The organism is Azospirillum brasilense, assembly GCF_003349955.1.
In the GTDB taxonomy this organism is placed as follows: Bacteria; Pseudomonadota; Alphaproteobacteria; order Azospirillales; family Azospirillaceae; genus Azospirillum; species Azospirillum brasilense_B.
Map to the genome: position 1 here is coordinate 62,851 of NZ_QLKQ01000016.1, position 25,979 is coordinate 88,829.

Genomic DNA, 25,979 nt, shown 5'->3' on the forward strand with positions numbered 1-25,979 from the left:
CGGTCCGCCCCCTCAGCCCGCCGCCGCTTCGCCACCGGGCGGCACACGCCGCCGCAGGTTGCGCGACAGGATCCAGGCCGCCGGCACCAGGGCCGCCACCGGCAGCACATACATCAGCGGCACCAGCACGGTCACCTTGGCGGCAAGGCTGGACAGGCCAAGGACGGCGGACTGGATCGCCATCACCACCAGCACCGCGGTGGTCACGCGCACCGACTGGCCGCGCCGGTTGAACTCACCCGACAGCAGGCAGGCCAGCGCCACCATGGTGTAGGCCAGCGCCAGCAGGGGCGTGGACAGGCGGTGGTGCAGTTCCGCCAGCAGGTCCCGCATCATCTTCGGGTCCGCCGCCATCTGGGCCGGCGGGTGCAGCAACTCGTCGGTGGACCGCTCGCGGGCGTCCGGATAGCGCTCGGCGCTGGCGCTGCTCAGCACCTTCAGGTCCACCGCGTAGCGTTCGAAGAAGAGCTGGGACAGCCGGTCGGTCTTGCGGTCCAGCTCCTGCCGGTTGCCGTTGTAGACGACGAAGCGCGCGCCCTCCGACCCGGTCAGCATCACCGCCCGCTCGCCCATGATCGTCACCGGCTTCTCCGGAACGCGCCCGTCATGGATGATCACGCTGTGCAGGTTGGCGTCGCTGTCGCGCTCGCGCACGAAGACGCTGAAGCGGTCGCCCACCTCGTTGAACACGCCCTCGCGCAGGAACAGCTGCGAATAGTCGCTGCGCACGGCGTATTCCATGCGCACCAGCTCCTGGTGGGCGGCGGGCGTCAGCCAGAGGTTCAGCACATAGACGACCACCGTGACGCCGAAGGCCAGCAGCATCGCCGGCGCCGCCAGGGCGAAGGGGCCGACGCCGGCGGCGCGCATCACCACCAGCTCGCTGTCGGTCGCCAGACGGTTGTAGGTGAACAGCACCGCCCCGACCAGGGCCAGCGGCAGCACGATGCCGAGGAAGGTCGGCACCGTCAGGATGAGCAGCCACAGGAACACCCGCATCGGCGCCCCGGCCTCCACCACCATCTCGATCAGCCGCAGAGACTGGCTCAGCCAGATCGTCAAGGTCAGGCCGGCCGTGGAATACAGGAGGGCGATCAGAAGATTGCGGAAGAGATAGCGTTGCAGTCGGTTCATGTGCATGCGTCACGGGAAAGCCCGGCGAGAAGCTGACGGGCTCGGGCGTCCGGGTCAAGTGTTGATCGGGCCGAGGACCCGGCACGCCGAACTTTTGCGCCGAACCCTTGCGCCGTCAGGCCCCGCCGCGTCAGGCCGTGCGCACCGCCGACAGGAACACCTCCACCTTGCTGCGCAGCCCGTCCGCCTGATCGGACAGTGATCCCGCGGCCTCCAGCACGTTGCGGGCGGCGCTGCCGGTCTCGCTGGCCGCCCGGTTCACGTCGGCGATGTTGGAGGTCACGTCCTGCGTGCCAACCGCCGCCTGCTGGATGTTGCGGGCGATCTCCCGCGTCGCCGCCTGCTGCTGCTCCACCGCCGCGGCGATGGTCGAGGCGACCTCGCTGATTCGCCCGATGGTGCCCATCACGTCGCCGATCGAGGCCACCGCTCCATCGGTCTCGCTGCGGACGGAGACGATCTTCGCGGCGATCTCGTCGGTGGCGCGGGTGGTCTGGTCGGCCAGCGCCTTGACCTCCGCCGCCACGACGGCGAAGCCCTTGCCCATCTCGCCGGCCCGCGCCGCCTCGATGGTGGCGTTCAGCGCCAGCAGCCGGGTCTGCGAGGCCACCTGGGTGATCAGGTCGATCACCGCGACGATCTCCGCCGAGGCGGTGGCGAGGCTGCGCATCGCCTGGTCGGCCCGCTCGGCCTTGTGCACCGCCTCGTCGGCGATGGCCGTGCTGCTGGCGACCTGCCGGCCGATCTCCTGGACCGAGGCGGCCAGCTCCTCCGTCGCGGTGGCGACGGTCTGGACGTTCGCGCTGGCCTGTTCCGACGCGCCGGCCACGGTCACCGACTGGCGGGTGGTCTGCTCCGCCGTGGCGGCGAGTTGGCTGGCCGTCGCCTTCATCTGCACCGCGGCGGCGGAGACCGAGCCGAGCACGGCCGCCGCCTCGCGGTCGAAGCGGCCGGTCAGCTCCTCGATGGCGCGGGCGCGGCGGGCGCGCACGTCCTGCTCCGCGTGCTCGCGCTCCGCGGCCTGCCGCGCGGCGATCATGTTGTCCTTGAAGACCAGCACGGCCTTGGCCATCTGCCCGATCTCGTCGCCCCGCCCGGTGGCCGGCACGGGCGTGGCGGAGTCGCCGTCGGCCAGCCGCCGCATCGCCTCCGTCATGGCGCCGAGCGGCCGCACGATGGAGCGCGAGGTCAGCAGGATCGCCGCCGCCGCGATCAGCAGCCCCAGGGTCAGCAGAACCGCCTGGATCATCACCAGACGGTCGGCGCCATCGATCATCCCCGCCGTGTCGGCCTGCAGCAGGGCGCGCTGGCGTGGGATCAGGGCGCTGGCGTCGTTGGACCGGGTGTCGCCGACCAGCAGGCTCATCACTTGGTTGGCGCGCGGGATCGCGTCGTCGTTCAGGGAGTTCAGCGCGCCCATCTGGTCGCCGATGGTGCCCAGCGATTCCGCCATGTCCTGGTCGCGGCGCAGATGGTCGAGCAGCGGCTTCACCGCGTCCCAGGTGGCCTGGACCTGCGGATCGGACCAGCGGGCCGACAGCCCGTCCATCTCCTGGCGCAGGGCGTCGATGCGGTCCCAGGCGACGTTGCGCTCCTGCTTCAAATCCTCGCGGTTGGTCAGCAGATAGCCCTGCATGGCGGCGTTGGTGGCGGTGACCGCCGCGACGATGCCCTGCCCGGCCAGCGCCGTCGGCATGCGGACATCGGCCACCAGACGGCTCAGCGTCTTCCCGTTGTCGGTCAGCAAGAGGCCGGTGCCGACCGTCACCACCAGCACCGCGATCACCGCCGCGAAGCCGATGGACAGCCGCTGGCCAATCCGCAGATTGCCGAGTGCCTTCATTCGTTCCTCCCGTGCAGCCCCTTGTCGGGCGCTTGTTTTCTCGACCGGACGTTGCTGTGTCGGTCGCTGCCCTTATCTGGGAACGAATGATGGGCCAACAAACATTAAAGGAGTGTTTCCAGCGCCGAGACCGCCTGTTGCGAAGGGCCGGTCAGATATCCTCGGCGCCCAGGTAGGATTCGATCACCTTGGGGTTCGCCACAACCTCAGCAGGCAGGCCGTCGGCGATCTTCTCCCCGTGGTCCAGCACGACCACCTGATCGGACAGGGCCATCACCGCGCGCATCACATGCTCGATCATCAGGATCGTCATGCCCTCGTGCCGGTTCAGGTCGCGCAGCACCTCGACCATGCGGTCGACCTCGGTCGGGCGCAGGCCGGCCAGAACCTCGTCCAGCAGCAGCAGGATCGGGCGGGTGGCGAGCGCGCGGGCGACCTCCAGCCGCTTGCGGTCCGGCAGGGTCAGGCTGCGCGCCGGGCGGTTGGCCTGATCGGCGAGCCCCAGCCGGTCGAGCACCCGCCGGGCGTGGTCGCGCGCCGCCGTCACGGACCGTTCGCGGGCCAGCGCGCCGACGATCACGTTCTCCTCGACCGACAGCTGCCCGAAGGGCTTGACGATCTGGAAGGTCCGGCCGATGCCCGCCGCGCAGATGCGGTTGGGCTTCAGCCCGGTGATCGGCGCGCCCTTCAGATGCACCCGCCCCTCGTCGGGCGGGAAGACCCCGGCGATCAGGTTGAAGGTGGTCGTCTTGCCGGCGCCGTTCGGGCCGATCAGCGCGACGATCCGCCCTTCCGGCACGGAGAAGCCGACGTTGGAAACGGCCTTCAGCCCGCGGAACCGCTTGGACAGGCCCTCGACCTCCAGAAGCCCGGCCATCACGCGTCCTCCCCGGGGCGGCGGACGAGGCCCAGCCGGTCGGCCAGCCACGGCCACACCCCGTCCGGGCGGTAGACGACGATCACCACCAGCGCCACCCCGTAGAACAGCTGCTTCAGGCCCGGCAGGTCGAAGCCGGTCGCCTCGATCAGGAAGGTCAGCAGCTCGCCCAGCGGGGTCAGGATGAAGGCCCCGAGGATCGGCCCGATCAGCGTGCCGATGCCGCCGACGATGGCCGGCAGGATGATCTCGATGGAGCGGCCCATGGAGAAGACCTGCTCGGGAAACAGGTTGTTGAAGTAGAAGGCCTGGAACACCCCGCCCAGCGCCGTCAGGGCGGAGGACACGGCGACCGCCGCGATGCGGGCGCGGAACAGGTCGACGCCGACCGCCTCCGCCGCCTCCGGCTCCTCGCGCACGGCCAGCCACTGGTAGCCGAGGCGGCTGTGCAGCAGGACCCGCGACAGGGCCAGCGCCGCCAGAACCAGCGCCAGGATCACGTAGTAGAACAGCTCCGGCGAGCCGCGCAGGTTCAGCAGGTCGTTGCCGGCGTCGCCGGCCACCGGGATGAAGAAGCCGCCCGAGCCGCCGAACCACTGCAGATGGTCGAAGCCGATGCGCGCGACCTCGGCGAAGGCGATGGTCAGCAGGGCGAAATGCACGCCGCGCACCCCGAAGCGGAAGCCCAGGAAGCCGATGAAGCAACCCGCCGCCGTCGCCGCCAGCATGGCCACCCACATCCCGGCCCAGGGACCGATCCCGAAATGCACGAACAGAGCCGCGCTGGCGTAGGCCCCCAGCCCGACATAGAGCGCGTGGCCCAGCGACAGCAGGCCGGAGAAGCCCATCATCACGTTCCACGCCTGCCCGACATAGGCGAACCACAGCACCGTGGTCAGCACCGACAGGACGTAGCGGTCGGCGACCATCGGCGCGCCCAGCAGCAGCGCGCCGCACAGCGCCAGAAGGACGATCCCGCGCCCCGTCACGAGCGTTTCCCCAGCAGGCCCTGCGGGCGCAGCAGCAACACCACGATCAGCACACCATAGCTGAAGAGGGATTTGAGCGAGGGGTCCAGCAGGAAGCCGGCCATCGCCTCCGAAAAGCCGATCAGCATGCCGCCCAGCAGAGCGCCCGGCAGGCTGCCCAGCCCGCCGACGATGACGATGATGAAGCTCAGCAGCGTGTATTCCGGGGCGAGTTGCGGCCGGGAATCGACCAGCAGCGTCATCAGCGCCCCGGCGATGCCCACCACCGCGGCGCCGATGCCGAAGGTCAGCGCGTAGAGCCCGTCGATGTTCAGCCCGACGACGCGGGCGCCCAGCGGGTTGTCGGCGCAGGCGCGGATGGCCTTGCCGGTGCGGCTGAAGCGGAAGAAGGCGAACAGCGCCACCGTCACCACGATCGCCCCGGCTCCGGCGCGCAGCCGCACCGCGTCGAGCAGCAGCGGCCCGATCTCCACCGTGTCGAAGCTGTAGGGCACCATGACGTTGCGGGAATCCGGCCCGAACAGCATCAGCATGGCGTTCAGGATGATCGTCGCGATGCCCAGCAGCAGGATGAACTGCATGTGCTCGGGCCGTTCGACGAAGCGGTTGACCAGCCCGCGCTGGAGCAGCCAGCCGAAGGCGAACAGCACCGCCGCCACGATGGGCGCCGCCAGGATCGGGTCGAGCCCGAGCAGGCTGGCCAGCAGCACGGCGCCGTACATGCCGGCGACCATCATCTCGCCATGCGCGAAATTGACCACGCGCACGACGCCGAAGATGACCGACAGGCCGAGCGCCGCCAGCCCGTAGACCAGCCCGGTCAGCAGGCCCGACGCGGCGATGTTCAGGTAATAGTCAAACGGCATGCATCATTCGCCCTTGGGAAGAGCCCCGGATGGCCAAGCCTGAGCGGCGTAGCAGTCCTTCGTAGTCGTGACAAGGTTCCTGTGCGGATCGCGCGGCGCTCAGCGGCGCTTTGCCTCCTCCAGCCGCACGCTCAGGGCGTCGCGCAGGCAGGCCTCCGCGGCGGCGGCGACCGCGGGGTCCTCCTCCATGCCGCGGCGGACCCAGCAGCGGGCGGTGATGCGGTCGTCGAAGCGGCGCTCCTCCTGGAGCAGCGCGTAGGCCGCGGCGTCGCGGCGCTCCGCCGGCAGGGCGGCGAGGTGGCGCTGATGCAGCGCCCGCGCCCGCCCGTCCAGCGCGGCGAGGTCCGGCACCGTGCAGATCATCCGGCGCAGCGGCGCGCCGGCCGTGGCGCAGCGCGGATCGGGCAGGATGGGAAGCGGCAACGAGGCGGCCTTTTGAGACGCAACCTTTGGCGGTGGCGCCGGAATCGGTGACGCCGGAATCGGTAGCGAGGAAACCGCCGCGGTGACCGCGACGGCGGGTTGTGGCGACGGGAGGGCGGCCGGCCCGGAGACGACTCGGACGGGGGTTCCGACCGGCACCATCTCGAACAGGGCGGCGATGTCGGCGGGCAGCATGCGGAAGCAGCCGCCGCTGGCCCGGCGGCCCACCGAATCCGGCTCGTTGGTGCCGTGGATGGCGATGGCCGTCCAGCCGAGGTCGAGCGCGAACTTGCCCAACGGGTTGGACGGCCCCGGCGGCACCGACGCCGGCAACGCCGGATTCTCCCGGCGCTGGTTGGCGGTGGGGTGCCAGGTCGGGTTGCGCCGCTTGCGCAGGACCCGGCTGTCGCCCAGCGGAATCGCCACGCCGGGCCGCCCGATGGCGACCGGGAAGGAGCGCGGCGGGCGCCCTTCCTCCAGCAGGTGAAGCCGGCGCTCGGTCAGGCTGATGACGATTTGCCGCGCCGAGATGGTTTCGGTGGTGGTGGCGCGGTCCTGGGCGCGGAGGATGTCGGGCGAAACAAGCGCGAGGGCAATCGCCAGGGTTGCCGTCGGGACGAGATGCCACAAGAATGTCGCGGTGCGCTGCATGGGAAAAGTTCAGCGCATCCGCCCTAAAAGCGCGTAAACATGCCGTCAGGGACCAAGCAGCAGGAACGCCGACCATGGACACCATCGAACAGACGCTGGCCGTTGCGACCGAACACCACCGCGCCGGCCGCACCACGGAGGCGGAACGCCTGTACCGGGAGGTGCTGGCGGCATCGCCCGGCCATCCGGACGCGTTGCATCTGCTCGGCGTCGTGGCTCTGCAAGGCGCTCGCCCGGCGGAGGCGGTGGACCTGATCGGACAGGCGGTGGCCGGCGACCCCACCTCGCCCCTGCTGCACGCCAACCTGGGCCACGCCCTGCACGCCACCGGCCAGACCCGCGATGCGGCGCTGAGCTTCGCCCGCGCCCTGACCCTGCTGACCAACGAGGGCGAAGGCTGGGGCAACGTCAGCGCGCTGGCCGGGCTGATCCGCCGCTACGACGACGAGACCCGCCGCGCCGCGGCCGCCGAGGTCGACGCGGCCTACGCCATGGGCGACGTGATGCGCCGCCATTCGCTGCTGTTCCTGCTCGACGGCGATGTCGACCATTACGCGGCGCTGACCGACGCCGTCCTGGAAGACCCGATGCGCTTCACCGTGCCGTCGATCCACTACGCCTTCTGGGGCATGGCGATGCAGCTCTTCCAGGGGGCGGCGCGGTCCGGCGACACCGGCGCGTTCCACACCGGGAATCTCACCGACTACTACCGCCTGATGGTGGACGAGACGGCGCTGCGCTACCACCTGCGCCGCCGCATGAAGCGCGCCACGCCGCGCGACGCGGTGAAGCGGATCGCCCTGATCACCAACCAGATGCTCGGCGCCGGACACCAGCCCACCGCGGACGCCTTCGACTTCGCCCGCCGCCTGCAGGACGAGTTCGGGCGCGAGGTCATCATCATCAACCCGAACGCCATGGCCATCACCGGCGAGAACGGCTTCGTCCCCGAATACTCCTACAACATCACCGAGGAGTATGACGGGGAGCAGGTCATCGCCGCCTTCGGCGCGCGGGTCCGCATGATGTCCTTCCCGCAGAAGCGCTTCGACGAGGAGAAGGTGAACGCCATCGTCGACTACGTGGACGGCTTCGACCCCGACGTCATCGTCGGCTTCGGCGGGTCCAACGTCGTGGCCGACCTGTTCTCCGGCGCGCGCCCGGTCATCTGCCTCCCGACCTCCTCCGGCCTGCCGCTGTCGATGGCCCGGCTGGTGCTGGGCTACGGCGAGGCCGACACCAGCCAGGGCTGGCCGGCGGACATGGCGGAGCGCTTCCGTCCCTTCTCCTTCGGCTGGACCCTGCCGCCCACGGGACCGGAGCGCAGCCGCGCCGACTTCGGCCTTCCCGACGCCGGGCGGGAGGGGGGGGCGCTCTTCCTCGTGGTCGGCAACCGTCTGGACCAGGAGGCCGGACCGGACTTCCTGGCGCTGGCCGATTCGCTCCTCGACCGCCTGCCGGAGGCCCGCATCGCCATCGCCGGCGGCGTGGAGACGCTGCCGCAGCGGATCGCCGCCCTGCGCAACGCGGACCGGGTCCACACGCTGGGTGACGTGGATGACGTGCGGGCGCTGCACCGCCTCGCCACCGCCTATCTGAATCCGCGCCGACAGGGCGGCGGCGGCAGCGCGGCCTTCGCGCTGGCCGACGGGGTTCCGGTGGTGACCGTCGCGGCGGGCGACGTGGCGTCCGTGGCCGGGCCGGCCTTCACGGTGGCCGACGACGCGGCCTATCTGGAGCGCGCCGCCGCGTTGGCGAGCGATCCGGCCTTCCGCGACCGGCAGTCGGCCGAGGCCCGCGCCCGCTTCGCCGCGTCCGGCGACCGCCGCGCCTCGGTGGAGCGCCTGCTCGCCTACGCGCTGGAAGCCCAGACGGCGTAAAGGAAAAAGGGGACGCGGCCCCGGCCGGCCGCGTTCCCGCCTTTCGATCTTAACAACAGCAGTGGGTCCTAACAGCCCTCTCCCCAGAGGGGAGCGGGCGGTGAGGGGGTTGCGCGCGACGGTACGTCCGGCACAAGCGCAACCCCCTCACCCTAACCCTCTCCCCAGGGGGGAGAGGGGATTTGAGGATGGAATTGCTCAGGAGCGCTTGCCCCAGCCCGGCATCGGGAACACCGGGTCCATCTCCGCCGAGCCCTTGGGCAGGACCACGGTCGGGCGCAGGTTGCGGTTCTGCAGGCAGGCGGAGACGAGCTGGGTGTTCTGCCCCTTCTCGTCGAAGGTGATGGCCGGGCCGACCATCATCTTGTCCTTCAGGTTGGTCTGGCGCAGCGCCTCCAGCAGGGTGGCCGGCTCCGCGGTGCCGGCGCGCTTGAAGGCGTCGGCGGCGACCAGGATCGCCTCCAGCGTGAAGGCGACGTTGAAGGCGTAGCCCTCGAAGCGGTCGTTGGGATACTGCTTCTTGAAGGCCGCCTCGACGCGCTTGGTCAGCTCCGCCTTGGGGTCGTACCAGGGCAGGTTGGTGATGGCGTAGTCGGCGTACTTGCCCAGCACCTTGTAGAACTGCTCGTCATACAGGCCGGGCGAGCCGGGGGAGACGATGCCCTTGGGCTCCCAGCGCTGCTTGACCATCTCGCGGACCAGCATGATGGCGTCGTTGGCGCGGGTGGTGACGATGGCGAGTTCGGCGCCGGTCGCCTTGGCCTTGGCCACCTCGACCGCGAGGTCCTGGGCCTTCGGGTCGTAGGAGATGCTATCGACAATGCCGAAGGGCATGTCCAGCTTCGGGAACAGGGCGTCCATCGCCTGCTTGTTGGCCATGCCGAAGGTGTCGTTGGCGTGCAGGAACACCGCCGTCTTCGGGGTGACCCCGCTGACCTCGAACAGGTCCTTCATCAGCGCCAGCCCGTTGCTGACCAGCATGGTCGAGGTCGGGAAGTTGCGGAAGACGGTCTTGTAGCCCTGCTCGGTCAGGCGGTCGGCGGCGGCGATGTTCATCACCAGGGGCACGCCGCGCTGTTCGCAGACCTGGGCGGCGGCGGCGGTCTGGCCGCTGTCGAAGGCGCCGACGATGACGTTGGCGCCGTCGTTGATCAGCTTCTCGGCGCGCGAGCGGGCGACGTCCACGTTCGACTCGGTGTCGGCGGACAGGATCTCGACCTTGTAGCCGAGTTCGCCGAGGATGGCCGGCGCGATTTCGGCGCCGCGCTGGCAGGCCTGACCCGCCTGGGCGAGCAAGCCGGAGCGGGGCAGCAGCACGCCCACCTTCAGCGCGGCGCCCTGCGCGAAGGCCGGCGCCCGGCCGAAGGCGGCCAGCGCACCGGCCGAGAGGGCGACCGAGGCCGCGGCGGTGCCGAACTGGCGGCGGGTGAGTCCTCCCGTGGACCCATTCTTGCTGATGCGATGATCGTTCATTATCGGGTGTTTCCCTGAGGCGTGGTCCCGGAGCGGATGATTTCCCCGCAATCGCCTTTGTGTCAAAGTGGAATCCACCGGAAGGCGACACACGGACGAAACGGACCCCACCGCATGGCGACCATCGAGGAGGCGCTCGGCATCGCGCTCGACCATCTGAAGGCCGGGCGGCAGGCCGAGGCGATGGAGCTGTACGGGCGGATCCTGGACGCCGTCCCCGACAATCCGGAGGCGCTGCACCGGCTGGGGCTGCTCGCCGCGCTGGGCGGCGACCGGGAGCGCGGCATGGCGATGATCGCGCGTTCGGTGGAACGGGACGGCGGGGACCCCGACGCGCATTTCAACCTCGGCGCCCTGCTCCACGTCGCCTGGCGGACGGAGGAGGCGATCGCCGCCTACCGCCGCGCGCTGGCGCTGCGCCCCGACTTTCCCGACGCCGAATACCATCTGAGCGAGGCGTTGCAGGCCATCGGCCGCATCGGCGAGGCGCTGGACGTGCTGGACCCGCTGCTGGCCCGCCACCCGCATTTCGTCCCCGGCTGGCGGCAGAAGGGCGACATCGAGGCCGATCTCGGCCGCCCCGGCGCCGCCGTGTCCTTCTACGAGATGGCGCTCGCCATCGACCCTCGGGACGAGGGGTCGCGGGAGCGGCTGGCGGCACAGGCCGCGGCCTACCGCGCCCGCCGCGCCATCCTCGACGGGACCGGTCCAGACGGGCGGCTGGACCTGCGCGACGTCACCGTCCTGGTCCCCTTCCGCGCCGACAGCGAAGACCGCAAGCGCAACCTGCGCTGGATCGTCTCCTTCCTCCTCAAGCACGCCGACACCACCGTCCTGATCGGCGAGGACAAGGCGGGGCCGAGCGACGTCGCCGACGCGCTGGGGCCGGAGCTGGCCGGCCGCTGCCGGCACCTGCATCTGACCGGCAACGACACGCCCCTCACCCACAAGGCCCATCTGCTCAACCGCATGGCCGAGGCGGCGGACACCCCCATCCTCGCCCTGCACGACACCGACGTCGTGGTCGATCCCGTTCAGTACGCGCTGGCCCGCGACGCGGTGCGCGGCGGGGCGGCCATGGCCTTTCCCTACAACGGGCTGTTCTTCTGGATTCTGGGGCGGGAGGTCCACCGCTTCGGCCACACGCTCTCGGCGGCTCCGCTGAACGCGGTCTGCCCGCGCTTCCCGCTGATGCACCGCGATTCGCCGGGCGGCGGCGCCTTCTTCGACCGGGCGGCGCTGCTGGCGGCGGGCGGCTACAACGAGCGCTTCGTCTCCTGGGGCTACGAGGACGACGAGATCGTGGTTCGGCTGCGCCGTCTGGGCCTGCGAGTCGAACGGGTCCCCGGTCCGCTCTACCATCTGGAACACGCGCGGCCCGAGAACTCCACCGACCGGAACCCCTTCATCGACGCCAACAAGGCGGAGCTGGAACGCATCCGGGCCATGGACGCCGACGCGCTGCGCGCCGAGATCGCCAGCGGCCGCCTGCGCCGCCCGCTGTTCTCCAGCGCCGGCTAGAATTTTGTGGTTCTGCGGCGTGACACCCTGCATTTCATGTGAAGTTCATCACATGTTTTTCGGCGCGGACTCCGCGACGCTTCACACATAAGAGTGCAACGTGTCGCGCGGCGGGCATGCCATGTCATCAAAGAAACTCAGGAACGTCTATGTCGCTGGAAAGCGCACCAGTCTGCGGCTGGAGGCCGCCTTCTGGGAAGGGCTGGAAGAGATCGCGCAGAGGGAAAGCGTCCCCTTGAGCGAGCTGTGCAACCGCCTCGCCGAGCGGGTGGAGGCCGTGGACGCCAGCAACCTGTCCAGCGCCGTGCGGATTTACGTGCTGGAATACTTCATGGCGGCCACACCCAGGCAGGAAGAGGTTCGCTACGGGCTGGCCATAGCGGCCGAGTGACGGTCGCCGTGCGCCCCGGCGCATGTTGAGAACCTGACCATGGGGCTGACCGTGCGTCGGCACCATGGCCATGGCCTCGCCGTTGCCGATGGCTTCCACCGCATGGACGGCCCATCCCCTACGTGGGGCCGTCAACCGCGATGCGCCCTTCGATGGCCGGTTCGCCCGTTCCGTTGGCGCGGAGAAGCACCGCCTCGCCGGACGCCGGGAACACGCCGGTCAAGGCGGTCACGACCACTTGGTGGGTGACCAGAACGACCGGCGCGCCATCGGCCGGCAGCCCGGCGAGAAACCGGCGCAGCGATGCGATCTGGTCCGCTTGCCCCTCGCGCCGGTCGAAGAAGGAGTTGAGCAGCGGAAGCTCCTGCACCGGCCCGACCCCCAAAAGCCGGGCGGTTTCCAGGCAGCGGCACCACTGGCTCGAATAGACCGCGGCCGGTGGGCCGTTCATCGTCCGCAGCCGATCACCGGCCCGCCGGGCCTGCTCCCGACCGTTTGCGTCCAGGTTGCGCTGGGTCGCGCAGTCGCCGAGCTGAAAGTTCGCCGGGTCCCCGACACCGGGCGCCTCGGCGTGCCTCATGAGGACGATCAGCCCTTTCGGATCAACCGTGCCCAGGGGCGTTGCCAAGCCCACCGACGCGGTGCAGGCAATCAGGATGGCCGCCACCATGGCGGCAAGCGACCTGCGGCGGACAACCCTCGGCATCGGAACCACGGCGATTGGTGACGGGACGAGAGCGATATTGATCGCTCAGGCCGAAGGCCAAGCCCGACTCACGGCCGGTCGCCGCGCAGGACGTCGCGGCTGGCCAGCACGGCGCCGCCCATGATCAGGGCGCAGGCCGCCCAGACGGTCCAGCCTCCCGCCGCCTGCCCGAACAGGATCAGCAGCAGCGTGGAGGCCAGCGGCGTGGCGTAGGACAGCACGCCCAGAGCCCGGATGTCGCCGCGCTTCACCCCGTGATCCCACACGAAGAAGGCCGCGCCGACCGGCCCGATCCCCATGGCGAGCACCGCCAGCCACTCGCCGCCGGACGGCGCGACCGTCGTCTCGAACAGCAGGTGCGACAGCCCGGCCAGCACCGCCGTGGCGAGACAGAAGCCGCCGACCGCCTCGGTCGGGACGTCGCCGAAGCGGCGCGACAGCACCGAATAGGAGGCCCAGAGCACCGCCGCGGCCATCGCCGACAGGTAGCCCGGCGTGTCCCCGGCGTCGAGCGACAGGCCGCGCGCGCCGCCGGTCACGATCAGCACCGTCCCGGCCAGCCCGCACAGCGCGCCCAGCACATGGCCGCGCTTCAGCCGCTCCCCCGGCAGCAGGGCGGAGAACAGGACGATCAGCAGCGGCCAGAGATAGTTCAGCAGATTGACCTCGACCGCGGCGCCGGGGGCGAGGCGGAAGGCCAGGAAATAGAAGAAGTGGTAGCCGAACAGCCCGGTGACGCCGAGCAGCCAGACCCGCCAGGGCTGGCGCAGCACCCCGATCACGTCCTTGCCCCGCGCGGCCCCCGCCGCCGTCCCGACGATGAAGGCGACGCCGAAGGACATCGCCACGAGCTGGAACGGTGGAATTGTCCCCGACAGCGCCGTCAGCAGCGCCAGCGTGGACCACATCAGGATGGCCAGCCCACCGATGGCGGTGGCGCGGCGGACGGCGGCCGGGGCGGACACCGCGGCGGTCGTGAGGTTCGGGACGCTATCGGTCGACATGGCGAACGCTTAGCGCAAAGACGGGTGTTGGGCAATTGACCTGTCCGGCACCGAACCTGTGCGTGTATCCTGCCGTCCATCCGGCCGCGGGCCGTCCCTCCGTCCGCATCGTCCATTCCCCTGAGCACGGTTCCCCTCTTGCCCACCGAAGCCCTTCTCGCCGTCCTCGCCGGCGCCCTCCTCCATGCCGGCTGGAACACCGCGCTGAAGGCCGGCGGCGGCAGCGCGTCCGACGCGGTCCTGGTCGTCGCCGGGTCCGCCTTCATCGCCCTGCTGATGCTACCCGTCGTTCCGGCGCCGTCGCTCGCCAGCGCGCCTTATCTTGGCGTGACGGCGGTGCTGCACGTCGCCTATTACCGGCTGCTCACCGCCGCCTATCGCAACGGGGCGATGAGCCACGCCTACCCGCTGATGCGTGGCACGCCGCCGCTGCTCGTGGCGCTGTGCAGCGGTGTGCTGCTGGGCGAGGGGTTGTCCGCCGGCGCTTGGCTGGGAACGCTGCTGGTCTGCGGCGGAATCCTCGGGCTGACCCTGCTGGGGCGGCGCTCGGGCCCGGCGGGCCCGGCGGGATCGTGGCGAGGCACCGCCTGCGCGCTCGCCAACGCCCTGGTGATCGCCGCCTACACGGTGGTGGACGGCATCGGCGTGCGGCTGTCCAGTTCGGCGGCCGGCTACACGCTGTGGGGCTTCCTGCTGTTGAGCGTGCCCATGGTGGGCGGGGCGCTGCTGAGCAACGCCCGCGGCTTCCTGAGCCACGCCCGCCGGCGCTGGATGGTGGCGCTGGCCGGCGGAGCGGCCAGCATCGCCTCCTACGGGCTCGCCCTCTGGGCGATGACCATCGCTCCGGTCGCCGTGGTGGCGGCGCTGCGCGAGACCTCGATCCTGTTCGCCATGGCGCTGGCCGCTCTGGTGCTCAAGGAACGGGTCGGCCCGGTGCGGCTGGCCTCCGGCGTCGTCATCGTGCTCGGCGCCGCGTCGCTGCGCCTTGCGGCCTGAGGCACTATTGGCGGATGGCCAGGAAGTTCTGATACGCGAAGATTTCGTCGAACTCGGAATAGCCGGACAGCCGGTACAGCCCGTCCCGGACGATCTTGCAGATGGCGAAGCCGTCCAACCGGTTCCAGAAATCGCGCAGGAAGGTCCGGGAATCGAGGTTGCAGCCGCCGAATTCGAACTGGATGAAATCGATGGCGCGCTGGTCGAGCAGCCCCCGCGCGCCGTCCAGCACGGCGATCTCGTGGCCTTCCACATCGATCTTGAGGAAATGGATGCGGTCGATGCCATTCTCCGCGCAGAATCCGTCCAGAGTCGCCAGACGGACGGGTTCGCCGCTCCCGCCCTCCCGAAATTCCCGGATCGCGCGATCGTGGAGGGAGGCCAGGGTCGAGCCGGGCCGGTCGCCGTGCAGGGTCGCCGCGCCCGCCCGGTCGGACAGGCCGAGGTTGACGGGGCGGCACCGGCCGGGATACCGCGCGGCCGTCTCCCGCAGCGCACGGAAGGCCGTCGGCGACGGTTCGAAGGACCAGACGGTCGCGGCGGGAAAGCGGTCGAGCGCGGCCGCCGTGTAGACCCCGACGTTGGCCCCGACGTCGACGATCACCGCGTCGGCGTCCGCGACGCCGCGCCGGCTCAATTCCCCCTGGATGTAGCGGAGGACGCCGGCCTCGCCCGAAGTCTGGATGTCGGCGTCGTTGACCAGACCCATGCCCTTCAGGGCCTGCCGGTGGATCGCCCGGAAGAAGTCCTGCTGGCCGGATTTTCCCTGATGCTCCGCCACGTAAGCGGCAACGGCGCGGAACAGTTCTTCAGGCGTCATGGTGGCGTGCTCTCCGGCGGCGGACCGGCAGTGTAGCCGGCGCCCGCCCGGCGCGCCTCAGAAAAGCCCGTTCAGCAAGGACCCGCGCCCGCTGTAGCCGCTTCCTCCGGTGAGGATGCCCAGCGCGCCGGAACTGGTCGTGGTGCCGCCGGTCAGCAGGGAGGTCAGGCGCTGGAGCTGCGGCGTCTGCTGGAGCGGGTTGTCACCCTTGACCGGCTGCTTGGCGATGGTGTCGTAGTCCTTGCTGTAGTCGCCCATGCGGAGCTGAAGGCCGTAATTCTTCTCCTCCTTGGCCGCCATGCCCTTGTCGCGGGAGACGCGCAGCGTGTAGTCGCCGCGGTCGAGCGAGAGCGTGCCCGCCTCGAACTTCTTGTAGGCGTCGTAGGTGGAGCCGGCCTCGCTGTTGCTGTCGGCGAGGATCTTGCCTTGCTTGTCCATCAGCTGGACGCGCACACCGGTGTCGCCGACGCGGCCGAGCGCGACCTCGCCCGGCGTCGCCAGATTGAATTTGTAGAAGTCCGCCGGATCGTTGGCGGCCAGCGTGCTGAGCACGTTGAGGCGGCTGGTGTCCTTGATCAGCGTGCCGACGTTGGTGGCGAAGGGTGCTGCGTTCAGGGCGGACTTGCGGACGGTCTGCTCATATTCCTTGACCTCACCGCTGGGCTTGGCGTCGGTCGCCTGCTTGGCCTGCTCCTGGACGCGCTTCATCGCCGCGTCGATGGACGTCTGGATGCTCTGCGCCAAGCCGCTGATGTCGCTCATTCCAACCATGGCACGCCCCTCCAACCGGCATTCTTCGCGTTTGTCGGTCGGCCCCTTGCAGGCGGCGGGCCAAAAGGCTTTCCATGATTTTCAAAGGGTTGAGCCGGGAACCCCACCGAAGGGGCCGGCAAGATCCGCACCCCGTCCGGCAGGAATTGCCGGGGTCACGCTTCCACCAGCGCGAAGGTGTCGACGTCCACCAGCCCGCGGTCGGTGATCTTCAGATGCGGGATCACCGGCAGCGGCAGAAAGGCCAATTGCAGGAAGGGCTCGGCCAGCGGGCAGCCCATCCCCTTCACCGAGGCGCGCAGGCTGCGCAGATGGCGCTCCACCGTCTCGAAGGGCTCCAGGCTCATCAGCCCGGCCAGCGGCAGGGCCAGTTCGCCGACCACCTGACCGTTGCGCACCGCGACGAAGCCGCCCTGAAGCTCGATCAGGCGGTTGACGGCGATGGCCATGTCCTCGTCCGACGCGCCGACCACGCAGATGTTGTGGCTGTCGTGCCCGACCGAGGAGGCCAGCGCGCCCTCCCGGAAATGGAAGCCGCTGGCGAAGCCGCGTCCGACATTCTGGTTGGTGCCGTGACGGGCGAAGACGCAGATCTTCAGGATGTCGCGGTCGGGATCGGCCACCAGCTTTCCGTTCTTCGCCGGCACCTCCAGCCGCAGATGGGCGGTGATGATCTTGCCGGGCAGAACGCCGATCACCGACTGGACCGAGCCACGGGCCGGAACCGCGAAATCCTCCGCCGTCACCGGGTGGAGCTTGACGGAGCGCAGCCCCACCGGGCTGACCGCCGGCCGCCCGGCGAAGGTCTCCGGCGTCACCACCCGCCCGTTGCGGATCACCCGGTTGACCGCGCAGTCCTCCAGATCGTCCAGCAGGACGAGGTCGGCGCGCTGCCCCGGCGCGATCAGCCCGCGGTCGAACAGGCCGAAGCCGCGCGCCGCCGACCATGTGGCGGCGCGGTAGACATGGGCCAGCGGGGCGCCGAGCCGGATCGCGCTGCGGATCAGATGGTCCATGTGCCCCTCCTCGGCGATGTCGAGGGGGTTGCGGTCGTCGGTGCAGAAGCCGAGGAAGGGCGAGGTTTCCGGCTGGATCACCGGAGCCAGCGCGTGCACGTCCTTCGACACCGACCCGTCGCGGATCAGCACCTGCATGCCCTTGCGCAGCTTCTCCATCGCCTCGGGCGCGCTGGTCGTCTCGTGGCAGTTGCGGATGCCGCAGGACAGGTAGGCGTTCAGCTCCCGCCCGCTGAGCAGCGGGGCGTGGCCGTCGATGTGGCGCCCGTCGAAGGCGGCCAGCTTGTCGAGAACCCCGTCCACCTTGTGGAAGACGCCGGGGAAGTTCATGAACTCCGCCAGCCCCAGCACCTTCGGGTGGTCCTTGTGGCGCAACAGGTCCGCCGCCTCCAGCCGCGCGCCGGAGGTCTCCAGCTCGGTCGCCGGAACGCAGGAGGAGAGCTGCACCCGCAGGTCCAGCGCCGTCCCCTCGGCGCAGTCGAGGAAGTAGCGGAGCCCCTTCTCGCCCAACACGTTGCAGATCTCGTGCGGGTCGCAGATGGCCGTGGTGGTGCCGCGCGGCAGGACGCAACGGTCGAACTCCATCGGCGTGACGCAGGTGGATTCGCAATGGACGTGGGTGTCGATGAAGCCCGGCACGACCGTCAGTCCGGAGCCGTCGATCTCCTCCGCCCCGTCGTAGGCGTCATAGGTGCCGACGATCCGGTCGCCGCAAATGGCGATGTCGCCCGCGGCGGTCTCGCCGGTGACGACGTTGAGGAAACGGGTGTTCTTGATGACCAGATCGGCCTTCGTCTCGCCCAGGGCCTGGCCGATGCGCGTCTTCAGATCGTCCCGTGTGACCGCCATCGCTCCGCCCCGTCCTGCCCATTCCAAGTCTTCTTTAGGTAAATGGCCGGACGGCGCCCTTCAATCGGATATTCCATAACGTCGATTGCGCGGTCAGTTGCCCGGACGACCCGCCAGTTCGATCACCGGTGCGGTGCCACGGAAGTCCGGATAGTTCCAGTAGGTGCGCGGCTCCAGCCGGTAAGCCGGAAGGCCGGCGCCCAGCGTGTAGACGGGGCCGCTTCCACCATAGCCGACGCTGTAGTTGCCCGCCTCGGGCGAGCCATGGTCTCCACAAGGGTCTCCACAAGCCGTCAGCGCCAGAAGAAGAACGGCAATGAACGATTGCGTGAGCGTTCCGATGATGGCTGCGATGGGTTTCATGATCCACCCGCCCGGTCCGACGCGTTGCACCCTCATGACAACAAACACGCCGTGACTTTGGCTATTCCTGAAAAAATTCGTTTGCTCCAAAAACAATATGCGTTTCGTCCAGTTCTGGCCAAAAGGCGGCGCGGCAACGTGTCATGGAACGATTTAACGCTTCGGAAACCAATGGGTGCCTCATTATCGTCAGACGCAGAGGCGGCACAAGACCGCCGCAATGGGGACGTCCAGCATGTTGAAAGCACTTAAGAATCTAAAGATCGGACCGAAAGTCTATCTTCTCGTGGGGCTGCAGGCGGCGGTGGCCGCGGTGACCGGCCTGATGGGGCTGGCCGCCATGCAGGATCTGGCCGGCAAGTCCGAGGCCATCGAACGCGCGTCCGACCGTCAGGTGCTGGGCGAGCAGCTCAACGGCCTCGTCCTGGCCGTCGTCATGGACTCGCGCGGCGTCTACATGGCCCGCGACCGGGCCGAGGTGGACAAGTTCGGGAAGCCCCTGCTGGACAGCCTGAACACGCTCGGCGAGCGGCTGGGCACCCTGAAGCGCCTCACCCCGGCGGAGGGGCAGGCGGCGCTGGCCCCGGTGGTGACGAAGGCCGAGGATTTCATCCGCTTCCGCACCGAAACGGTCCGCCTCGCCCGTGAGAAGAGCCCGGCGGACGCCCGGGCCTACGGCGACAACGACGCCAACCGCAGCAACCGGCAGGCGCTCAACGCCGCGATCCAGACGCTCAGCGCCGATCAGGACGGCATGATCGACCGTCTGCACGACGAGTTGGTTTCGGCGCGCCAGCATTGGACCACCCTGATGCTCGCCATCGGAGTCGGCGGCGTGCTGTTCGGCATCCTGCTGGCCGTGCTGGTCGCCCGTGACATGATCGCACGCCCCATCGCCCGCATGACCGCGGCGATGAAGACCATCGCCGCCGGCAACACCGCGGCCGAGGTGCCCGGCACCGGCCAGGGCGACGAGGTCGGCGACATGGCGGAGGCCGTGCTGGTCTTCCGCGACGGCCTGCGCCGCGCCACCGATCTGGCCGAGCAGGAGCGCCGCGAGATCGACGTGCGCCGCCAGCGCCAGGAGCGCCTGGAGTCCCTGACCCACGGCTTCACCCAGAAGATCGAGGGTCTGTGCCGCACCCTGAACGGGGAGGCCGACAGCATCCGCAGCAGCGCCGAATCGCTGACCCATTCCGCCGCCGACGCCTCGCGCCGCAGCTCGACCGTCGCGGCGGCGGCGGAGCAGGCCACCGGCAACGTCCAGACCGTGGCGGCGGCGACCGAGGAGCTGTCCACCTCCATCGGCTCGATCAGCCAGCGCCTGGGCGAAGCCGCCCGCATCGCCAGCGAGGCGGAGCGCGAGGCCCAGCGCACCAACAGCACGATCCAGGGCCTCGCCCAGGCCGCGGAAAAGATCGGCGCGGTGGTCAACCTCATCACCGAGATCGCCAGCCAGACCAACCTGCTGGCGCTGAACGCGACCATCGAGGCGGCCCGCGCCGGCGAAGCCGGCAAGGGTTTCGCCGTGGTGGCGCAGGAGGTGAAGAGCCTCGCCAACCAGACCGCCCGCGCCACCGAGGAGATCTCCGCCCAGATCGTCGCCATCCAGAGCGAGACCCAGCAGGCGGTCGGCGCGATCAGCGGCATCGTCGGCACCATCGAGCGGATCAGCGACATCAGCACCAACGTCGCCGCCGCGGTGGAGCAGCAGGGCTCCGCCACCCAGGAAATCGCCCGCAACGTGCAGGAGGCCGCGATCGGCACGCAGGAGGTCTCCTCGACCATCTCCGGCGTGTCGCAGTCGGCCGACCACACCGGCGAGGCCGCCGGCGGCCTGCTGAGCGCCGCCAAGGGCCTGTCGGTTCACGCGCGCACCCTGCAGAGCGACGTGGACGACTTCACCCGCCAGATGAAGGCGGTCTGATCCCCTCCCCCCTCCTCTCCGGATTTCATGCCGGGGAGGAGGCTTTTCCCGACGCATCCTTTCCGCTGATGCGCCCAAGGCGTTCGAAGCTTACCCGCCTCATACCCCATTTGATGTAGATCAATGCCGCGCCAGCATCGAAACTGGTGCAATGCCGGCGAGCGTTTCGCGCCCAAATACCCCTACAATCGATAGGGATTACGCCGCGCCGTGGGTTTCCCGCATCGGGTTCCCCAGGACGCGCCGTGGCGTGCTGCGCATCCGGCGTCCGGCAACCGGGCGGCCAGCGGATCAATGCAAAAGGGTCTTTGGGGGAAATCATGCCCGACGGACATGTGGATCTCGACGCCGAGCACATCGGCGATCTCGACGAGTATGAGGGTGCGCTGGCCGGCCTGTCCCGCCGGGAATTCCTCGCCTACTGCACGGGCGTGGCCGCCACGCTGGGCCTGTCCCCCGCCTTCGGCGTGAAGATCGCCAACGCCGCCGTGGCCGCACCGCGCCCGACGGTGATCTGGCTGTCGGGACAGGCCTGCACCGGCTGCACCGAATCGCTGCTGCGCACCCACCACCCGTCGCTCGAGACGCTGATCCTCGACACCATCTCGCTCGATTACAACGAGACGCTGATGACCGGCTCCGGCCACCAGGCCGAGAACTGGAAACAGCAGGCGATGAAGGACAATTGGGGCAAGTACCTGATGGTCACCGATGGCTCCATCCCGACGAAGGACGGGGGCGTCTACTGCAAGGTCGCCGGCAAGACTTACAAGGACGCCGTGCTGGAGTGCGCCAAGGGTGCCGCCGCGGTCATCTCCATGGGGTCCTGCTCCTCCTGGGGCGGCTGGCCGTCGACCGGCGTCAACCCGACGGGCGCCGTCGGCCTGAACGAGATCATCAAGGACAAGCCGGTCGTCTCGGTCCCCGGCTGCCCGCCGAACCCCTACAATTTCCTGTCGCTGGTCCTGCATTTCGTCGCCTTCGGCAAGCTGCCGGAGCTGGACGACAAGATGCGCCCGAAGTTCGCCTTCGGCCGGTTGATCCACGAGAACTGCGAGCGCCGCCCGCATTTCGACGCCGGGCGCTTCGCCATGGAGTTCGGCGACTACGGCCACCGCCAGGGCTACTGCCTCTACAAGCTCGGCTGCAAGGGGCCGGAGACCTACGCGAACTGTCCGTCCATCGGCTTCAACGACGTCGGCCAGGGCACCTGGCCGGTGGGCACCGGCCATCCCTGCTTCGGCTGCACCGAGAAGGGCGTCGGCTTCACCAAGGGCATCCATGAGCTGGCCTCGCTGAAGTCGGTGGCGCCGCCCAACACCTACCCGGCGGTCGCCGTCGAGAAGGGCGAGGGCATGTCGGCCGGGGCGGCGGCGGTGGTCGCCGGCATCGCCGGCGCGGCGGTCGGCGCCGGCGCCGTCATCTCCAGCCGGCTCGGCAAGCAGGACGCGAAGGCCGAATCCTCCTCCACCGCCGCCGAGTGAGGTCATGATGTCAAAGAACAAGACATCGGTCTCGCGGCGCGGCTTCCTGCGCAACGCGGTCAAGGGCAGCGCGGCCGCCGCCGCCGCGGCCTGCACCACCGTGGTCGCCGCCCCGCCGGAGGCCAACGCGCTGGTCCGCCCGCCCAAGCCGCTGCCGCCCGACGCCGTCGGCCTGCTCTACGACAGCACGCTGTGCATCGGCTGCAAGGCCTGCGTGACCGCCTGCAAGGAGGTCAACCACATGCCGCCCGACGTCGGCCCGGCCCAACAGGGCTGGAACGCCGGCGGCGGCGACAAACCGATCTACGACAGCCCGGTGGAGCTGTCGGCGAAGACGCTGAACGTCATCAAGGCCTACAGCCACGGCACCGGCGCCACCAAGGACGCGGCGGAGAACGGCTTCGCCTTCATCAAGCGGCAGTGCCTGCACTGCGCCGATCCGTCCTGCGTGTCGGTCTGCCCGGTGTCGGCGATGACCAAGGACGCCAAGACAGGCATCGTCAACCACGACCCGAGCGCCTGCATCGGCTGCCGTTACTGCGTGCTGTCCTGCCCGTTCGGCGTGCCGAAGTACGATTACAACGACGCCTTCGGCGAGATCAAAAAGTGCCAGCTCTGCAAGCAGCAGCTCGCCAAGAACGAGCTTCCGGGCTGCGCCGACGTCTGCCCCACCGGGGCGACCCTGTTCGGCCGCACGGAGGACCTCAAGGCGGAGGCCAGGCGCCGCACCGCGCTGAAGGTGGGCGAACACACCCACTACCCGCGCGGCGACATCGCCGGCAAGGTCGGCGGCCCGCGCTCCGGCCATGAGAAGCTCGTCGAGGCGGCCTACCAGACGCACATCTACGGCGAGAAGGAGCTGGGCGGCACCCAGTGCCTCGCGGTGTCCGCCGTGCCGTTCGACAAGCTGAATCTGCCCACCAACGTGCCGGAGAACGGCTATCCGACCCTGTCGGAAGGCATCCAGCACACGCTCTACGCGGGCATGATCGCCCCCGCCACGGTGTTCGCCGGTCTCGCCTATCTGGCGCACCGCAACACCAAGAACCACACCGACGAGTGAGGGGGCCACGCCATGTCTTCGCAAGCTCATGAGCATCATGGACACGAGCATCAGGCGCTCGGCGGCCGGGTCCTCACCCTTCCCTTCCTGATCTGCGCCGCGCTGGTCGCCGTCGCCGGCGTCATCCTGTTCCAGCGCTACACGCAGGGGCTGGCCGCCGCGTCGAACCTGAACGACGGCTACCCCTGGGGCATCTGGGTGGCCATCGACGTGGTGATCGGCTCGGCCTTCGGCTGCGCCGGCTACGTCATCGCGCTGCTCTGCTACATCCTGAACCGCGGCGAGTACCACCCGCTGGTCCGCCCGGCGGTGCTGGCCAGCCTGTTCGGCTACGGCCTCGCCGGTCTGGCGGTGCTGGTCGACCTCGGCCGTTACTGGAACTTCTACCACATGATGCTGCCCTGGTACGCGCAGCCCAACTCCGTGATGCTGGAGGTCGGCCTGTGCGTGGCGACCTACACGCTGGTGCTGGTGGTGGAGTTCGCCCCGGCCTTCCTGGAACGCTTCGGCATCGAGGGGCTGCGCGCCAAGCTGAACCGGGTGCTGTGGGTCTTCATCGCGCTCGGCGTGCTGCTGCCGACGATGCACCAGTCGTCGCTCGGCACCATGATGGTCATCGTCGGGCACAAGCTGTCGCCGCTCTGGCAGTCGCAGATGCTGCCGGTCTTCTTCCTGCTGACCGCGATCCTGATGGGCTTCGCCATCGTGGTCTGGGAATCGGTGATGGCCTCGCTGAACTTCCGCCGCCCGATGGAGACGCCGGTGCTGTCGAAGCTGGCCGGGCTGATGCTGGTCGTCGCCTCGCTGTTCGTCGTGCTGCGCTTCGTCGACCTGATCGTGCGCGGCCAGATCGGCCAGATCTTCGGCGGGCCGCAATCCGGCTGGTTCGTGGCGGAGATGGCGCTGATGATCTCCGGCCTCGTGCTGCTGATCCCCAAGGCCAACCGCAACCGGTCGCGGGCGCTGTTCCTGTCGGCCTCGCTCCTGCTGGCGGCGGGCATCCTCTACCGCCTGAACGTCTATCTCATCGGCTTCACGCCGGCGGTCGGTCCTTGGCACTACTTCCCCTCGGTCAAGGAAATCATGGTCACCGTCGGCGTCTTCGCGCTGGAGATCGCGCTGTATCTCCTCTTCGTGAAGAAGCTGCCCGTCATGCACGCCGTCCATCCCGAGCACGGCTGAGTTTAGGAGAGTTTCATTATGGCTCAGCGAGTTGTTGTAGATCCGGTCACCCGCATCGAGGGTCACCTGCGGGTCGATTGTGAAGTGGACGGCGGCAAGGTCACCAACGCCTGGGCGTCGGGCCAGATGTGGCGCGGCATCGAGCTGATCCTTCAGGGCAAGGACCCGCGCGACGCCTGGGTCTTCGCCCAGCGCATCTGCGGCGTCTGCACCACGGTGCACGCCATCACCTCCGTCCGCGCGGTGGAGAACGCGCTGAAGCTGGAGGTGCCGCTCAACGCCCAGTACATCCGCAACATGATCCAGGGCGCCCACAACGTCCACGATCACATCGTCCACTTCTACCACCTGTCCGCGCTCGACTTCGTGGACATCGTCTCGGCGCTGAAGGCCGATCCGGCGGCGACCGCCAAGCTCGCCCAGTCGATCTCCGGCTGGCCGAAGAACAGCACGCAGGAATTCGCCACGGCCCAGAAGAAGCTGCAGGCCTTCATCAACTCCGGCCAGCTCGGCATCTTCGGCTCGGGCTACTGGGGCCATCCGGCGATGAAGCTGACGCCGGAAGCCAACCTGATGGCGGCGTCCCACTATCTCCAGGCGCTCGACTACCAGCGGCGCATGAACAAGGTGGTGGCGATCCTCGGCTCCAAGACCCCGCACATCCAGAACATGGCGGTCGGCGGCGTCACCAACCCGATCAACATGGACAGCCAGTCCACCCTGACGCTCGAAAAGCTGATGTACATCAAGCAGCTGATCGACGAGGTGGGCGACTTCATCACCCAGGTCTACATCCCCGACGTGGCGGCCATCGGGGCCTTCTACGCCGACTGGACGCAGTATGGCCGCGGCGTGGTGAACTATCTGTCCATCCCGGACATGCCGCTGGACACCAAGGGCACCAGCTTCGCCCTGCCGGCCGGCTACATCGACGGCGGCGACCTCACCAAGTTCACCCCGATCAAGGACTTCCACGACCCCTACTTCGAGAAGGGCGTGAAGGAGAGCGTGAAGCACAGCTGGTACCAGGGCGGCAAGGGCCCCCTGCACCCCTATGACGGCGAGACCATCCCGAACTTCACCGACTGGCAGGACGACGGCAAGTACAGCTGGATCAAGTCGCCGACCTTCTACGACAAGCGCGCCCAGGTCGGCCCGCTGGCCAACGTGCTGGGCATGTACGCGTCGGGCCACCAGCGCACGCAGTTCTGGGTCAACGCGGTGCTCGACGCGGTGTCGGGCCATCTCGGCAGCAAGGTCGGCGTCGACGCGCTGCACTCCACCATCGGCCGCCACGCCGCCCGCGCGGTGCGCTGCGTGGTCCTGCACGAGGAGTTGCAGAACCAGTGGAAACTGCTGATGGAGAACATCGCGAAGGGCGACACCAAGACCTTCAACAAGCCGGTGTTCCCGAAGGGCGAGATCCGCGGCTTCGGCTTCCACGAGGCGCCGCGCGGCATGCTCTCGCACTGGGTCGTGATCGAGAACGGCAAGATCAAGAACTACCAGGCGGTCGTGCCGACCACCTGGAACGCCGGCCCGCGCGACGAGGACGGGAACATCTCGGCCTACGAGGCGGCGCTGATCGACAACCCGGTGGCGGTGGCCGACCAGCCGCTGGAGATCATCCGCACCCTGCACAGCTTCGACCCGTGCCTGGCCTGCGCCGTGCACCTGACCGACACGGAAACCAAGTCGCACTATCAGGTGAAGGTCGTTTGATCCAAGCCTTCTGACCGGCCGAAAGCCC

The 25,979-nt window shown here is 69.2% G+C and carries 22 protein-coding genes; 9 read left to right on the forward strand and 13 right to left on the reverse strand.

The window, feature by feature from the left end; all coding sequences use genetic code 11:
* Window positions 1–12: 12 nt before the first annotated feature.
* From lptF to DXK32_RS09735, 6 genes are all read right to left on the reverse strand, one after another.
* Window positions 13–1,134, reverse strand: coding sequence for an LPS export ABC transporter permease LptF (gene lptF, locus DXK32_RS09710; protein ID WP_114858350.1), 1,122 nt, complete (start codon window positions 1,132–1,134; stop codon window positions 13–15).
* 130 nt (window positions 1,135–1,264) lie between these two features.
* Window positions 1,265–2,977 carry a methyl-accepting chemotaxis protein gene (locus tag DXK32_RS09715; RefSeq protein WP_114858322.1) on the reverse strand — a complete coding sequence of 571 codons (1,713 nt, stop codon included), beginning with the start codon at window positions 2,975–2,977 and terminating at the stop codon, window positions 1,265–1,267.
* A 151-nt stretch (window positions 2,978–3,128) separates the two neighbouring features.
* Entirely contained in the window at window positions 3,129–3,854 is a 726-nt protein-coding gene (locus DXK32_RS09720) for an ABC transporter ATP-binding protein (RefSeq protein ID WP_114858323.1), read from the reverse strand.
* Window positions 3,854–4,843 (reverse strand): branched-chain amino acid ABC transporter permease, encoded by a 990-nt coding sequence (locus DXK32_RS09725; RefSeq protein ID WP_114858324.1) that lies wholly within the window; start codon window positions 4,841–4,843, stop codon window positions 3,854–3,856. The genes DXK32_RS09720 and DXK32_RS09725 overlap by 1 nt, the downstream gene beginning before the upstream one ends.
* On the reverse strand, window positions 4,840–5,709 hold the full coding sequence (locus DXK32_RS09730; protein ID WP_040134463.1) for a branched-chain amino acid ABC transporter permease: 870 nt from the start codon (window positions 5,707–5,709) through the stop codon (window positions 4,840–4,842). Before DXK32_RS09730 ends, DXK32_RS09725 begins: the two co-directional genes overlap by 4 nt.
* A 99-nt stretch (window positions 5,710–5,808) precedes the next feature.
* On the reverse strand, window positions 5,809–6,783 hold the full coding sequence (locus DXK32_RS09735) for a L,D-transpeptidase (protein ID WP_114858325.1): 975 nt from the start codon (window positions 6,781–6,783) through the stop codon (window positions 5,809–5,811).
* 74 nt (window positions 6,784–6,857) lie between these two features.
* Here DXK32_RS09735 and DXK32_RS09740 point away from each other — a divergent pair, with 74 nt between their 5' ends.
* Window positions 6,858–8,663 (forward strand): glycosyltransferase, encoded by a 1,806-nt coding sequence (locus DXK32_RS09740; RefSeq protein WP_114858326.1) that lies wholly within the window; start codon window positions 6,858–6,860, stop codon window positions 8,661–8,663.
* Between the two features lie 198 nt (window positions 8,664–8,861).
* On the opposite strand, the gene DXK32_RS09745 is transcribed toward DXK32_RS09740, so the two are convergent.
* On the reverse strand, window positions 8,862–10,136 hold the full coding sequence (locus DXK32_RS09745) for an ABC transporter substrate-binding protein (protein WP_114858327.1): 1,275 nt from the start codon (window positions 10,134–10,136) through the stop codon (window positions 8,862–8,864).
* A gap of 114 nt (window positions 10,137–10,250) precedes the next feature.
* On the opposite strand from DXK32_RS09745, the gene DXK32_RS09750 reads away from it, so the two are divergent.
* Both DXK32_RS09750 and DXK32_RS09755 read left to right on the forward strand, forming a co-directional pair.
* Complete coding sequence (locus DXK32_RS09750) at window positions 10,251–11,657, forward strand: tetratricopeptide repeat protein (RefSeq protein ID WP_114858328.1); 1,407 nt, start codon at window positions 10,251–10,253, stop codon at window positions 11,655–11,657.
* 121 nt (window positions 11,658–11,778) lie between these two features.
* Window positions 11,779–12,048 carry a ribbon-helix-helix domain-containing protein gene (locus tag DXK32_RS09755; protein WP_114858329.1) on the forward strand — a complete coding sequence of 90 codons (270 nt, stop codon included), beginning with the start codon at window positions 11,779–11,781 and terminating at the stop codon, window positions 12,046–12,048.
* 118 nt (window positions 12,049–12,166) lie between these two features.
* On the opposite strand, the gene DXK32_RS09760 is transcribed toward DXK32_RS09755, so the two are convergent.
* The gene (locus DXK32_RS09760) at window positions 12,167–12,718 is read right to left on the reverse strand and encodes a histidine phosphatase family protein (protein WP_247877078.1); all 552 of its coding nucleotides are present in this window, start codon (window positions 12,716–12,718) and stop codon (window positions 12,167–12,169) included.
* A 104-nt stretch (window positions 12,719–12,822) separates the two neighbouring features.
* Window positions 12,823–13,758: an aromatic amino acid exporter YddG gene (yddG, locus tag DXK32_RS09765; protein WP_114858331.1), complete on the reverse strand. Its 936-nt coding sequence runs from the start codon at window positions 13,756–13,758 to the stop codon at window positions 12,823–12,825.
* 138 nt (window positions 13,759–13,896) lie between these two features.
* Between yddG and DXK32_RS09770 the strand changes: the two genes are divergently transcribed.
* Window positions 13,897–14,754 carry a DMT family transporter gene (locus tag DXK32_RS09770; RefSeq protein ID WP_114858332.1) on the forward strand — a complete coding sequence of 286 codons (858 nt, stop codon included), beginning with the start codon at window positions 13,897–13,899 and terminating at the stop codon, window positions 14,752–14,754.
* A gap of 4 nt (window positions 14,755–14,758) precedes the next feature.
* Here DXK32_RS09770 and DXK32_RS09775 read toward each other — a convergent pair whose 3' ends face one another.
* The 4 genes from DXK32_RS09775 to DXK32_RS09790 form a co-directional block, all read right to left on the reverse strand.
* Entirely contained in the window at window positions 14,759–15,574 is an 816-nt protein-coding gene (locus DXK32_RS09775) for an FkbM family methyltransferase (RefSeq protein WP_114858333.1), read from the reverse strand.
* A gap of 57 nt (window positions 15,575–15,631) precedes the next feature.
* The gene (locus tag DXK32_RS09780; RefSeq protein ID WP_114858334.1) at window positions 15,632–16,345 is read right to left on the reverse strand and encodes a hypothetical protein; all 714 of its coding nucleotides are present in this window, start codon (window positions 16,343–16,345) and stop codon (window positions 15,632–15,634) included.
* Window positions 16,346–16,500: 155 nt separating this feature from the next.
* Window positions 16,501–18,210: an adenine deaminase gene (ade, locus tag DXK32_RS09785; protein ID WP_114858335.1), complete on the reverse strand. Its 1,710-nt coding sequence runs from the start codon at window positions 18,208–18,210 to the stop codon at window positions 16,501–16,503.
* 93 nt (window positions 18,211–18,303) lie between these two features.
* Window positions 18,304–18,573 (reverse strand): hypothetical protein, encoded by a 270-nt coding sequence (locus DXK32_RS09790; RefSeq protein WP_114858336.1) that lies wholly within the window; start codon window positions 18,571–18,573, stop codon window positions 18,304–18,306.
* Between the two features lie 235 nt (window positions 18,574–18,808).
* Here DXK32_RS09790 and DXK32_RS09795 point away from each other — a divergent pair, with 235 nt between their 5' ends.
* From DXK32_RS09795 to DXK32_RS09815, 5 genes are all read left to right on the forward strand, one after another.
* Complete coding sequence (locus tag DXK32_RS09795) at window positions 18,809–20,500, forward strand: methyl-accepting chemotaxis protein (protein WP_114858352.1); 1,692 nt, start codon at window positions 18,809–18,811, stop codon at window positions 20,498–20,500.
* Between the two features lie 320 nt (window positions 20,501–20,820).
* Complete coding sequence (locus tag DXK32_RS09800) at window positions 20,821–21,984, forward strand: hydrogenase small subunit (RefSeq protein ID WP_205215686.1); 1,164 nt, start codon at window positions 20,821–20,823, stop codon at window positions 21,982–21,984.
* A gap of 4 nt (window positions 21,985–21,988) precedes the next feature.
* Window positions 21,989–23,047, forward strand: a complete 1,059-nt coding sequence (gene hybA, locus DXK32_RS09805; protein ID WP_205215687.1) for a hydrogenase 2 operon protein HybA — start codon at window positions 21,989–21,991, stop codon at window positions 23,045–23,047.
* 12 nt (window positions 23,048–23,059) lie between these two features.
* Window positions 23,060–24,229, forward strand: a complete 1,170-nt coding sequence (gene hybB / locus DXK32_RS09810; RefSeq protein WP_114858337.1) for a Ni/Fe-hydrogenase cytochrome b subunit — start codon at window positions 23,060–23,062, stop codon at window positions 24,227–24,229.
* A gap of 18 nt (window positions 24,230–24,247) precedes the next feature.
* Window positions 24,248–25,951 (forward strand): nickel-dependent hydrogenase large subunit, encoded by a 1,704-nt coding sequence (locus DXK32_RS09815; RefSeq protein ID WP_114858338.1) that lies wholly within the window; start codon window positions 24,248–24,250, stop codon window positions 25,949–25,951.
* Window positions 25,952–25,979: the final 28 nt, after the last annotated feature.